A 13,252-nucleotide genomic window follows, 5' to 3' on the forward strand; every position below is an offset into this window, starting at 1 on the left:
AAAAAAACATATAAAGCAATATATTCAATTATTAAAGTTATACGCCACCAAATCGCCTTCTTCGAGACTGATAGTCAATCAGAGCCTTCTTAAGAGTATCAGCGTTGAAATCTGGCCATAATACATCTGTAACATGAATTTCAGCATAAGCTAATTGCCACAATAGAAAATTACTTATTCTTTTTTCACCACTAGTTCTAATAAGCAAGTCTGGATCGACCTCGCTTGCTGTAAATAATTCAGAGGCGAATAAATTTTCATCAATCAAAGAAGGGTCTAATTCACCTTTAACTGAACGTTCAGCCAACTTCTTTGCAGCTCTTACTAATTCACGTCGTCCCCCATAGTTAGTGCAAACATTAAAGTGAATGCCTTGGTTATGAGAAGTTGATTCAACTGATTCTTTTATTAAGTCCTTTAATGCGGCGGGTAAAGGGTCAAGGTCGCCCAAGAAGTTAATTTTTACTTCTTCTAGTTTTAAATTAGTCAATTCACGCTTGAGAACACTTTCAAAAAGTGTCATTAGAAAATTCACTTCTTCCCTAGGTCTAGACCAATTTTCAGTTGAGAACGCATATACAGTCAAAGCTCCTATTCCCCAGTGACTACATAAATGCAAAGTATTTTTTAAAGCCTCAACACCAGCAGTATGTCCAACCGTTCTAGGTAAACCCTTTGATTTTGCCCACCTTCCATTTCCATCCATAATTACCGCAATATGGTTGGGCATCCGGAGACCATCCAAATCTTTGGGTATTGGAGACACCTCTCCTGAATTATCAGTACTTATCACAGAAGGGTAAGTCAATTTAAAGACTCCTTGCCGTCATTGATTATCCCAAGATTAACTCTGGACTGAGAACTTTTAGGGTCATTATTAGCGGAAGATGTTTTTAATGAAGAATTAGGGCTGGTGGATTTGGTTGAAGATGAATTAGAAGGATCAAACAATTCTTGCAAAAGGTCAAGTAATCTGCTGCTTGTGATAGGTCTTTCGAGTCGTCCTTGGCTAGCTAAAGATAAGGTACCTGACTCTTCTGAAACCACAACACAAATACATCGATCAAATCGTTCAGTTATTCCTAGAGCAGCCAGATGCCTAGTTCCATACCTACTAATACCTTGTCTTGAAAGAGGCAAAATTACCCCTGCAGAAATAATTCTATTTCCCTTTACCAAAACAGCCCCATCATGAAGAGGGGTGTCTGCGGCAAAAAGGTTTAATAGCAATTCAGATGATAATTGAGCATCTATTGGAACTCCTGGGAAGAGGAAATCTTCAGGGCGTAAATCACTGCCCATATCAACAACAATTAGGGCTCCTTTTCTGTTTTGTGATAAACGACCAGCTGCTTCAGTTAATTGAGCGAAAGTATTAGAGCTTGCCCTAAATTCTTTTTGAGTATTGCCAAGAATCACAGCTAATCTTCCAGTACCTAATAATTCCATTAATCTCCTTAATTCCCCTTGCCACAGAATTGCTAAAGATAATGAGCAGGCCAAAACCAAGGCATCAACAAGTTTTGAAGTAATTGGTAAATTCGCAAATCTCTGAACAAACCAAGCTAATGAAACCAAAAATAGATAACCTCTCAAAAGCCATAATGTTCTTTGCTCTTTAACTCTTGTAAAAAGAAGAACTCCAAGAGAAGACGCAAACAAGACATCAAGTAGGACACTCAAGTTTATAAGCCACCAAAAATTCACTCCTACTCCCCAACGTTATTTCAACTTACCTAATACCGGCGAATAAAGCGATCAGGTAATACATCTAATTGCAATAGATCTTCAGGAAGTTCTCTCCTTTGAATTAACTCGTCCAGACCATCACGAACCATAATTGTGGCTGGTCTTGGAATTCTGTTGTAATTAGAACTCATTGAGTAGTTATAAGCACCAGTTCCAAAAACAGCCAGAAAATCTCCACTTTCACAGGAAGGAAGAAAAAAATCTTTTAACAAAATATCCCCAGATTCACAATGCTTCCCAGCAATAGTAACTTTTTCAAGATTTGTATTCAATGGTTTATCTACCAAGCTCGCACTGTACAGAGATTGATAAGTTATCGGACGAGGATTATCACTCATACCTCCATCAACAGATAAATAGGTTCTAACTCCAGGAACAACTTTTTTGGCTCCAATCTTATAAATAGTAAGCCCAGAATTAGCTACAAGAGATCTGCCAGGTTCACACATTAATCTTGGCAAATCTATATTTCTTTCATTACAAGCCCTGATAACAGCATTAGAAATAACTTCAATCCATCTTTCAATAGATGGCGGATTGTCTTCTTGGACATATTTAATCCCTAGGCCACCTCCTACATTCAGATCAGCTATTGGATGACCAATTTCCTTTGCAATCTTGAACGTATCGACCATTACACCAGCAAGATCAATGTGAGGTTGAATTTCAAAAATTTGAGACCCTATATGAGCATGTAAACCAGTTAAATTTGCCCATTTATATGCTTTTAATTCTTCTAAAACTGACTTGATATCATCTGGATCAAAACCAAATTTGCTATCTAAATGTCCAGTCCTAATATATTCATGAGTATGGCATTCAATTCCAGGAGTAAATCTCAACATTAATTTTGCTGGTTTTTTATCGTTAGCAATATTTTTTAGCAACGTAATGTCATGATGATTATCTAAAACAATCGTCACGTTATTTTTATAGGCAAAATTCAACTCATCGTAAGATTTGTTGTTTCCATGAAAGACAATATTTTCCCCTTTTATTCCTCCTCTCAGAGCAGTAAGTAATTCACCTTCCGATACTGCATCAAGGCCAAAACCCTCAGAGGCAATTACGGCACAAATTGCTAATGAGCTATTTGCTTTTGAAGCATAAAGAGGAAGACTATCTCCTGGATAATGCTTTTTCAAAGAAGAGACATAGGTTTTGCATGCAGTCCTAAGTGACAACTCATCAAAGACATAAAGAGGTGTTCCATATTTTTCTGCGAGTTCACTAAGTTGACATCCACCAACTAATAATTTTTCACTTTCATTAATTTCCGAAGAAATTGGGGCTATGTTTAGATTTGGACTATGTATATCCCTATTGGGTTCAAAAGCTTTTGAGCCTTGCATGGAAAAATTTTAACTTGAATATTTAGCCAATCTAGAGATCAATCAACCAATTGGTATTCTTTTTAAAGAAAGAAGGATCAATCAATTAAAAGTTGCATATGAATCTCAAAATAATTGAACTTGGGATGATGCATATAAATGATTGCTTGGAGCTAGACCAAAAATCATTAAAAGGTCTTTGGACTAAATCTCAATGGGAGAGAGAATTGAAAGATTCTAAAAGGATTTGTCTAGGAATAATGGACCTAAAAACGGAAAAAATTTTAGGGCTTTGTTCTTCATGGTTAGTATTGGACGAATTACACTTAACTTTCCTTGCTGTTCATCCATTACATCAAAGGAAAGGACTAGGTAAATTTCTGTTGTCAGATTTAATCAAACGTTCAAGGTCTTTACGAACAAATCAAATACATTTAGAAGTTAAAGAGACAAACGAGCCGGCCAAAGCTTTATACAAATCCATGGGCTTTAAAACAATAACTAATAGATCTAACTTTTATGAAGATGGAACTAGTGCTCTACTTCTTATAAAAGAAATCAATAATTAACAAAAAAAAGTAATACTTCAGTACGGTTTACCGAAACAAAACACAAATAAATCGATCATTCTTTGCATCAATTAATACTTTTAATTATTTTTCAACGAACACTTAATATTTATCCTTTATAAAAAAAAACCTAACCGTACACATTTCACACTTAACCCTGATAAATTAGAAACAACAGTAAATGGCTAAAACTAAATGTTTGAGAGGTTTACAGAAAAAGCTATAAAAGTCATCATGCTTGCTCAAGAAGAGGCCAGACGCCTTGGGCACAATTTTGTTGGAACGGAACAAATCCTTTTAGGTCTTATAGGAGAAGGCACTGGTGTTGCAGCAAAAGTTCTAAAATCAATGGGGGTAAACCTTAAAGATTCGAGAGTAGAAGTTGAAAAAATAATAGGAAGAGGCTCTGGATTCGTTGCTGTAGAAATACCTTTTACTCCAAGAGCAAAAAGAGTACTTGAGCTTTCATTAGAAGAAGCTAGACAACTTGGTCATAATTACATTGGTACCGAACATTTATTACTTGGCCTTATTAGAGAAGGAGAAGGAGTTGCAGCAAGAGTTCTTGAAAATCTAGGTGTTGATCTAACTAAAGTCAGGACACAGGTTGTTCGAATGCTCGGTGAAACCGCTGAAGTTACAACTGGTGGAGGGTCATCAAAAGGATCAGCCAAAACTGCAACACTTGATGAATTTGGAACTAACCTGACCAAATTAGCTAGCGAATCAAAGCTTGATCCTGTAGTCGGAAGGCATTCTGAGATTGATCGTGTAATTCAAATACTTGGCAGAAGGACAAAAAATAATCCTGTTCTAATTGGAGAGCCTGGAGTAGGAAAGACAGCTATCGCCGAAGGCTTAGCTCAAAGAATTCAACAAGGCAACATTCCTGACATTCTCGAAGAGAAAAGGGTTCTAACACTTGATATTGGTTTACTTGTCGCTGGAACAAAATACAGAGGTGAATTTGAAGAAAGGTTAAAAAAAATTATGGAAGAAATAAAATCAGCTGGGAATGTAATCCTTGTTATTGACGAAGTTCATACTTTAATAGGAGCAGGTGCTGCTGAAGGAGCCATCGACGCTGCAAACATATTGAAACCAGCTTTAGCGAGAGGAGAACTTCAATGTATTGGAGCAACAACGCTTGATGAATATCGCAAACATATAGAAAGAGATGCTGCTTTGGAACGTAGATTCCAACCTGTAATGATTGGAGAACCTTCAATAAAAGATACAATAGAAATCCTTAAAGGATTGAGAGAAAGATATGAGCAACATCACAGATTAAAGATTACTGACGAAGCACTAGATGCAGCCGCCAATCTTGGGGATAGATACATATCAGACCGTTTTTTACCTGATAAAGCTATAGACCTAATAGATGAGGCAGGCAGCAGAGTTAGATTACTCAATTCAAAATTACCACCTGAGGCAAAAGAAGTTGATAGAGAATTAAGGGAAATACAAAAGAGCAAAGAAGAAGCAGTAAGAGATCAAAATTTCACCCAAGCAGGAGAACTTAGGGAAAAAGAAGTCGAACTTAGAGACAAAATTAGAAATCTTTTGCAAAATATTAGACAAAAAACCTCACCAAATTCTGAGGCTAACCCTATTGATAATCAAAATAAAACTAATGAAAGTGCTGATCAATCAATTAATCAGTCAGATGAATCAAAAGCATCTCAACCAATAGTTAACGAGGAAGATATTGCTCATATTGTCGCATCTTGGACAGGTGTTCCCGTTCAGAAATTAACAGAGAGCGAGTCAGTCAAACTTTTAAATATGGAAGATACCTTGCATCAAAGATTGATTGGTCAAGACGAAGCAGTCAAAGCGGTTTCAAAAGCAATTAGGAGAGCAAGAGTTGGTCTTAAAAATCCAAACAGACCAATTGCCAGTTTTATTTTCTCTGGCCCAACTGGAGTCGGAAAAACTGAACTTACTAAAGCTTTGGCGGCCTATTTCTTTGGAAGTGAAGAAGCAATGATACGCCTAGATATGTCTGAATTCATGGAAAGACATACTGTTAGTAAATTAATAGGTTCGCCTCCTGGCTACGTGGGTTTTAATGAGGGGGGACAACTTACTGAAGCTGTAAGAAGAAGACCATATACAGTTGTTTTATTTGATGAAATAGAAAAAGCACATCCAGATGTCTTTAATCTGCTCCTTCAATTACTTGAGGAAGGAAGATTAACCGACTCAAAAGGAAGAACTGTTGATTTCAAAAATACTTTGATAATAATGACTTCGAATATTGGATCTAAAGTTATCGAGAAAGGTGGTGGCGGATTGGGATTTGAGTTCTCAGGGGAGAATTTAGAAGATACTCAATACAACAGGATAAAATCATTAGTAAATGAAGAACTAAAACAATATTTCCGACCTGAATTTCTTAATAGATTGGATGAAATAATTGTGTTCAGACAACTAACTAGAAACGAAGTGAAAGATATCGCTGAAATAATGTTAAAAGAAGTATTCTTAAGGATAAAAGAAAAAGGAATATCATTAACTGTCTCAGACGACTTCAAAGAAAGATTAGTTGAAGAAGGCTACAACCCATCTTACGGGGCTAGACCTTTAAGAAGAGCAGTAATGAGGTTATTAGAAGATAGCCTTGCCGAAGAAGTTTTATCTGGAAGGATAAAAGATGGAGACAAGGCAGAAGTTGACATTGATGAAAGTAAAAAAGTAATAGTCAAACATCTTGGCAAAGATAGCTCTACACCAGAATTAGCTAGTGCTGCTGTTTAACTTTCAATAGAAAAGTTTAATGTCTATAAATAATCACAGTATTTCACCTGCAAAGGTTGTTAGAGGAGAGGGAGCTTGGATTAAATCCCTTGGTCTAATCACCATACTTTGCAAAAGGCCTTTAATAGTAGGTAGAAGTAGCTCTACAAAAAAAATAAGAGCTTCTTTCAAAAAAGATTTACTTTTAAGGGGTATTCAACCAATCTCTTTCGAATTAGATCATGATTGTTGTGAACTAGATATCCAAAATGCATGTCTAGTCTCAAAAAACAACAAATGCGATGGGATTATTGCAGCAGGAGGAGGGAAAGTACTTGATGCAGGGAAATTAATTGCTGATTTGCTCGGCATCAATTGCATAACCGTTCCATTAAGCGCTTCAACATGTGCTGGATGGACTGCTTTATCTAATATTTATACTCCCGATGGCAAATTTGTAAAAGATGTAGCTTTAAAAACCTGCCCAAGCTTATTGATCTTCGATCACACAATTGTCAGAAATGCCCCACCAAGAACTCTTGCTAGTGGCATAGCAGATGCCGTAGCAAAATGGTACGAATCTTCCTTAACAAGCAGTAAAAGCCAAGACGGTTTTGTGCAACAAGCAGTTCAGATGGCTCGGGTTTTAAGAGATCAATTATTATTAAATGGCCACCAGGCTTTCATAGATCCACTAAGCAATTCTTGGGAAACTGTTGCAGAAGGATGTGCTCTGACTGCTGGAATCATTGGAGGTCTTGGTGGTGCAAAATGCAGAACTGCAGCAGCTCATCCCATTCACAATGGGTTAACACAACTTGCATATACAAGCAAACCACTTCATGGAGAACTTGTTGGATTTGGCTTACTATTGCAATTAGATCTAGAAGAGAAAAATTCAACAAGTCAATTACCAAAACAATCTAAAAAACAGCTTATAAATTTCTTCTCAGAACTAAACCTTCCTATTTCAATTGAGTCAATTTGTCTTAGAGATACGACCTCGAAAGAACTTCATAAAGCCTGTGAATTTGCCTGTAAAAATAACTCAGATATTCATCAATTACCTTTTCAAATAAATGAAAAAGATCTTTTCGAAGCAATTCAAAGTTATCAACCATTGACTAAAACCTCCAAAATAATAATAAAAAATAATTAATAGCATTGAATCAAGAAGTGAATAAAAATATAGATAAAACAAATGCATCGAAGGCGTACATTAATAAAATTCGAAACAAAATTATTGATAAACAAGCAAGTAAACTTATTGAAGATCTTAAATGGTTAAGACTTGAGAATATTTCACGGAATCCATCTGATCTATTTCCAACAGTTTTAACAGGAAAAGGAGAAAAAATACTTCTAATCCATGGCTTTGATAGCTGTTTTCTTGAATATCGACGTCTCACACCATTTCTAAAGAAAAATAATAAATTAATAATTCCAGATCTATATGGCTTTGGATTTTGTCCTAGATCTAATGGTAATAGATATGGATTTAAATATTTAATGAAACATTTGAATTATGTTTTGGACTATTTCTCAACGAATCAACCCATAGGAGTTATAGGTGCCTCAATGGGCGGGGCTTTAGCTCTAGAACTCGCAAGACAAAACCCAAAGAAGGTGAATAAGTTACTGCTATTATCACCAGCGGGATTGGCAGGAAAAAATCCAAAAATACCGTGGCCCTTAAATCATTTTGGGGCCTTTTTCCTTGGTCAGCCTTTTGTTCGCAAGGGGTTATGTAGACAGGCATTCGCAGATCCGAGAAATAGTGTTGGTCCTGCAGAAGAACAGATCGCATCCATTCATTTAAAAGTTCCTGGATGGCAATCATCTCTAGCAGATTTTGCAGCCGATGGGGGAGTTTCTGACTGCGGACTCCCAAAACCAACTCAACCTCTCAAAATTATTTTGGGAAAACATGACCGAATCATTCCTAAGAATGAAAAGGAAGAAACCTACAGGAACTATAAAGAAGAAATAGAAATAGCATCAAATTCAGGACATCTTCCACATTTGGAAGAACCAGAGTTAGTTGCTGATTTATGGAAAAAATTATAAAACAAAATGATAGTGAAGCGGATTCAAGGAAAAGGAATTCTTGCTAAATTATTAGAGCAATGTGTAAGGATCTTAATACTAAAAGAGTGTAAGAAAATTAACAATCTTAAAATAAATATTATCTCAAGTTCTGCTAATATAATTAAAGGAGAAATAGAAAAAATTAATATTTTCGCTGAAAATATTAATTACAAAGATCTTTTATTCGATAAAATTGAACTAGAAGGAGATAATATTAAAATAATTTTTAAGTTAATCAATAAAGAATTATACTTTGTGAAAAATCCTATAATAAAATTCAAAATTTCTTTATCCAAAAAATCACTAAAATCAATTTTATTTTCTAATAGCTGGTATTGGATTAGTGAAGTGATTAGCAACGAAGTTTTTAATCAAGAGAAGTTAAAAGATATAGAAATAATCAATGATGAATTATTAATTAAAACCTCTGAAAAGAATATCACTAAAAACAAAGAAGAAAAGATTAATATTAAAACTGAAAAAGGAAAAATCTACCTGCGAAAAAAAAGCAATAAAAAGAGTATTCAGATTCCTATTGAAGATAAAATATTTATTGAAAATATATATATAGAAAATAATTTAATTAATATTATAGCAAATTCTCCTATTAGTATATAAATATTTCAAGAAGTAATTAATGGTGATAATAAAATTACTATATAAAAAACAATTGCCGGAGTAAATAAATAGCTGTCTATCCTATCAAGAATACCTCCATGACCAGGTAAAAAATCACCTGAGTCTTTTAATCCTGCGTTTCTCTTCAACATCGATTCTGTAAGGTCTCCTACGAGAGAAAACAATGCTACTAAAACACCAATAAATATTCCAATCAATATTCCAAATTCCCATCTAAGTAGATAACCAAAAAAGGCTCCGATTATTATTGAAAAAGAAAGTCCCCCAATGACACCTTCTATAGTTTTAGAAGGTGAGATTGGAGATAATAAGTGATTACCAAATTTCTTACCTACAAAATAGGAACCTATATCAAATCCAACGATCATAAAACATGTAGAAAAAGTTATTAGCATTCCAAAAGTAACAGATGTTGGCCAGTCAATGGGTATCAAGTTAAAATTATTTGTTAAATCACTTTCTAAAAGATTTCGTAACTTAATCCAATGACTTGGTAAGAATCCTAAGTAAAACAACCCGAAAATTGATGCCGCTACATCAGCAATGGAACCAGTTATTGGTTGTAGCAACAACCAACCACAAATAGCGGCACCTGACAATGGCAAAATAGCATCTGATATTTCAATTGAGATATATCCAAGAGAAGATAGTTGAGTGAAAAAAAGTAATATTTGGCAGGCCAATAATGTAGTCTTCGTAGCTGGCCTTATCCCCGTAAACTCTGCCATCCGAAAAAATTCTAGAAGAGCCAAATGAACAATTAAACTTATTGCGATAGAAAACCACCAATCACCTAAACAGACTATTAAAAAGCCAAAAGCCCCAACTAAAAGTCCACTTAATAATCTTTTTTTAGAAACAGTTAAAAACATTAAATTAGATGAAAAAAATATAGATTTCTTCTACAAAACATACTTTAAAGGATTTATTAATAATAATTTCATTATAGCTGATAAGTAGATATGTTTAATCAAGAAGTACTCTTATAAAGTCAGAGATTTGTTCTGGCCAAAATCTTTTTTGCTCTATCAACCAATCAACACGAGCTTCATCCAAGATCTCACCAGGAATCAATAATGGGATTCCTGGAGGATAAGGACAAACCATCTCAACTGAAATTCTTCCAATAGCATTCTGCAGATTTACAATCTCAAAATCCGATCCCCAAGAATATGAAACTGGCTTGCATGGCTTAGAAACGATGCTGAAAGGTGGTTTTTTAAAAAAACACGATTTCTGTTGGCCAAAATTTGTAAGGATTTCATTCCAAATTCCTACAAATCTTTTTCCTAATTTGTTGTGAGATGAAAGCCCAAGGCAAAAAGTTAGTGTTCCTGGCTCAGCTAATTCACCAATTATTCCTTTACTTATAAACCTTTTATCAACTTCAATACCACTCAAACCGAATCTTGAGGTATGAAGAATGATTCTTAATGGATCACTGTTTTCAAGAAGAGGAACTTTTTTATTAATCAAAAAATCTTTTAATAACTCAGCTTCTTCTATTCGGGATTTCAACTTCTTTAGCCCTTGGGGTGAGATAAGTTCCTTTATCGAACTTTCACAAGAAGCTAACAATAAAGAACTTGGGCTTGAAGTCTGAAGCAGTTCAATACTTCTATTGATTTTGAATGGATCAACCTTCTCACCTTGCGACCATAAAACTGCAGATTGAACCAATCCCGGAGCAGATTTATGAAGAGAGTGAACAACTAAATCTGCACCATAAGATATGGCTGACTTAGGTAAATCTGGTCTTATTTCACTTATGAAGTAAGCGCCATGAGCCTCATCAACTAATACTGGCAAAGAATGTGCATGAATCTCCTTAATCAGGGATTCCATATCTGCAGAATATCCTTGGTATGTGGGGTTAACTAAAACCACCGCAGCTATGTCCTCTTTAAGTTTTTTTGCTTTTTTTAGAGCTCTTTTAAGCCACTTACTATCAAAGACAGAGGCATGACCTCGATCAGTTAAGTAAGGCACATCGAAAAGTAATGGTATTAATCCTCCAAACAAACATGCTTGAATACAGCTTTTATGTATGTTCCTGGGCATAAGAACAGCTTGGCCAGGACGAGCGAGAGCTAGTAATGAACTTTGAAGTAAACCAGTCGCCCCGTTGACTCCATACCAGCATCTATCAACACCCGCTTGATAAGCAGAAGACTTTTGACTTTCAGCTATGGCCCCTTCACTAATTAAAGGGCCACCAATCTCGAAAAGCTCTGGCAAATCCCATATACCTGGCTTTAGTTTCAATAGTTTTTTTATCTTTTTTGGAAGAGCATTTCCTCTCACATGGGCTGGCAAAAAAAGGTTTTCGCTTCTATCAACAGAAAGCAAGTTAAAAAGCCTCATTGAGTAAAAGGAATACCTAAGATCAATGTAGTTAAATTAATCAGTAAGCAAATCAAAAGAACTTCATATAGCGGTAGCTAAAAGAACTTATGATGAATTCATGAAATACGATTTCAAAAGAGATTTAATCTGGCTAATTACTAGGCCGTGGATTTTGGTGCCTAGATTTATTCAAATAGTTGGCGCGATATCACTATTGTTAGCAAGACTTATTTTTCAAGGTTCAAGCAATGACGCGAAGACTCAAAAAAACCTAGCTAAATTTCTACTTAAAACACTTATTAGTCTGGGTCCCTGTTTTATAAAAGTAGGTCAAGCCCTTTCAACCAGGCCAGATCTAATAAGGAAAGATTGGTTAGAAGAATTAACAAACCTTCAAGATAACTTACCCTCATTTTCTCACGAAAAAGCACTTAAGATTATTGAAAGTGAGCTAGGAAAACCAGCGAATGATCTTTTTGAAGAATTTCCCTCCATACCAATAGCCTCAGCAAGTCTTGGACAGGTTTATAAAGCAAAGTTAACTAGCAATTACTGGGTAGCAGTTAAAGTCCAAAGGCCTCTTCTTATTTTCAATATAAGAAGAGATATCGTAATTATAAAAATACTTGGTGTTCTTAGTGCACCAATACTTCCATTAAATCTTGGTTTTGGATTAGGTGAAATAATAGATGAGTTTGGAAGAAGCTTATTTGATGAAGTTGATTATACAAAAGAAGCTATTAATGCTGAGAGATTTTCTACACTTTTCCATAATAACAAGTCAGTCACAATACCAAAAGTAGAAAAACATTTATCAACTGTAAAGGTATTAACTACAAGCTGGATTAACGGTACAAAATTAAAAGACAGAAATGAATTAGTTGTAAATAATTTGAATCCATCAAAAATCATTAGAACTGGAGTTATAAGCGGAATTCAGCAGTTATTAGAATTTGGATACTTTCATGCAGATCCTCATCCAGGAAATATGTTTGCTCTTGAAGGTCATAATGATGATTTAGGCAATATCGCTTACGTTGATTTTGGAATGATGGACTCAATTTCAGAAGAAGACAGATTAACCCTTACTGGCGCAATTGTTCACTTGATAAATAACGATTTTCATGCCGTAGCAAAAGATTTTCAAAATCTTGGCTTTTTAAACAAAGATCAAGACCTTAAGCCTCTAATACCTGTATTAAAAGAAGTTCTTGGAAGCGCAATTGGTAAAGATGTTGCATCATTTAATTTTAAAGAAATTACTAATAAATTTTCTGAATTAATGTTTGATTATCCCTTTAGAGTTCCCGCAAGATTTGCTTTGATTATAAGAGCTGTTATTAGCCAAGAAGGACTTGCTCTACGCTTAGATCCTGATTTTAAAATTATAGATCTAGCGTACCCTTATGTAGCAAAAAGATTACTTACATCAGATACAAATGAAATGATAAATATTTTATTAGATGTTATTTTTGATCATAACGGACACATTAGAGTCGAGCGAATAGAAAATTTATTTAATGTTCTAGTACAGGATTCAACTACCCCGGCAAAAGAACTGATTCCTGTAGCAGGGGCAGGTATTAAGCTTTTAACTAGCTCTAGAGGCTCACTAATAAGGAAGAACTTATTAATGAGCATTATTAAAGATGAAAGAATAGATACAAAAGATATGAAACAATTAATTAAGCTAGTAAGAAAAACATTCAATCCTTTAAGAATGGCTTCAAGTCTAACAAAACAAAACAAAACACAAGTTGCGTAGAATATTTTTATAAAATACAATAG

At 34.8% G+C, this 13,252-nt stretch carries 11 protein-coding genes; 6 read left to right on the forward strand and 5 right to left on the reverse strand.

What is annotated here, in order from left to right; translation table 11 throughout:
• Nucleotides 1-37 precede the first annotated feature (37 nt).
• The 3 genes from uppS to lysA are packed head-to-tail and all read right to left on the reverse strand — an operon-like array spanning nucleotide 38 to nucleotide 3,101.
• Nucleotides 38-808, reverse strand: coding sequence for an undecaprenyl pyrophosphate synthase (uppS, locus tag AC6EI2_RS04040; protein WP_498463120.1), 771 nt, complete (start codon nucleotides 806-808; stop codon nucleotides 38-40).
• Complete coding sequence (gene cdaA, locus AC6EI2_RS04045) at nucleotides 805-1,707, reverse strand: diadenylate cyclase CdaA (protein WP_498463121.1); 903 nt, start codon at nucleotides 1,705-1,707, stop codon at nucleotides 805-807. Before cdaA ends, uppS begins: the two co-directional genes overlap by 4 nt.
• A gap of 29 nt (nucleotides 1,708-1,736) precedes the next feature.
• Nucleotides 1,737-3,101, reverse strand: coding sequence for a diaminopimelate decarboxylase (gene lysA / locus AC6EI2_RS04050; protein ID WP_498463122.1), 1,365 nt, complete (start codon nucleotides 3,099-3,101; stop codon nucleotides 1,737-1,739).
• A gap of 98 nt (nucleotides 3,102-3,199) precedes the next feature.
• Here lysA and rimI point away from each other — a divergent pair, with 98 nt between their 5' ends.
• From rimI to AC6EI2_RS04075, 5 genes are all read left to right on the forward strand, one after another.
• Nucleotides 3,200-3,649 carry a ribosomal protein S18-alanine N-acetyltransferase gene (gene rimI, locus AC6EI2_RS04055; RefSeq protein WP_498463123.1) on the forward strand — a complete coding sequence of 150 codons (450 nt, stop codon included), beginning with the start codon at nucleotides 3,200-3,202 and terminating at the stop codon, nucleotides 3,647-3,649.
• A 195-nt stretch (nucleotides 3,650-3,844) separates the two neighbouring features.
• Nucleotides 3,845-6,412, forward strand: coding sequence for an ATP-dependent Clp protease ATP-binding subunit (locus AC6EI2_RS04060; RefSeq protein ID WP_498463124.1), 2,568 nt, complete (start codon nucleotides 3,845-3,847; stop codon nucleotides 6,410-6,412).
• A gap of 19 nt (nucleotides 6,413-6,431) precedes the next feature.
• Nucleotides 6,432-7,550 carry an iron-containing alcohol dehydrogenase gene (locus AC6EI2_RS04065; RefSeq protein WP_498463125.1) on the forward strand — a complete coding sequence of 373 codons (1,119 nt, stop codon included), beginning with the start codon at nucleotides 6,432-6,434 and terminating at the stop codon, nucleotides 7,548-7,550.
• 17 nt (nucleotides 7,551-7,567) lie between these two features.
• The gene (locus AC6EI2_RS04070; protein WP_498463126.1) at nucleotides 7,568-8,458 is read left to right on the forward strand and encodes an alpha/beta fold hydrolase; all 891 of its coding nucleotides are present in this window, start codon (nucleotides 7,568-7,570) and stop codon (nucleotides 8,456-8,458) included.
• Between the two features lie 6 nt (nucleotides 8,459-8,464).
• Entirely contained in the window at nucleotides 8,465-9,097 is a 633-nt protein-coding gene (locus AC6EI2_RS04075; protein WP_498463127.1) for a hypothetical protein, read from the forward strand.
• 5 nt (nucleotides 9,098-9,102) lie between these two features.
• Here the strand turns inward: AC6EI2_RS04075 and AC6EI2_RS04080 are convergent, their stop codons facing one another.
• Together AC6EI2_RS04080 and AC6EI2_RS04085 are read right to left on the reverse strand one after the other, a co-directional pair.
• Nucleotides 9,103-9,990: a phosphatidate cytidylyltransferase gene (locus tag AC6EI2_RS04080; RefSeq protein WP_498463128.1), complete on the reverse strand. Its 888-nt coding sequence runs from the start codon at nucleotides 9,988-9,990 to the stop codon at nucleotides 9,103-9,105.
• Between the two features lie 94 nt (nucleotides 9,991-10,084).
• Nucleotides 10,085-11,482: an Orn/Lys/Arg family decarboxylase gene (locus AC6EI2_RS04085; protein WP_498463129.1), complete on the reverse strand. Its 1,398-nt coding sequence runs from the start codon at nucleotides 11,480-11,482 to the stop codon at nucleotides 10,085-10,087.
• Nucleotides 11,483-11,582: 100 nt separating this feature from the next.
• Between AC6EI2_RS04085 and AC6EI2_RS04090 the strand changes: the two genes are divergently transcribed.
• Nucleotides 11,583-13,229, forward strand: coding sequence for an ABC1 kinase family protein (locus AC6EI2_RS04090; RefSeq protein WP_498463130.1), 1,647 nt, complete (start codon nucleotides 11,583-11,585; stop codon nucleotides 13,227-13,229).
• Nucleotides 13,230-13,252 lie beyond the last annotated feature (23 nt).

This window comes from Prochlorococcus sp. MIT2302 (assembly GCF_059772385.1).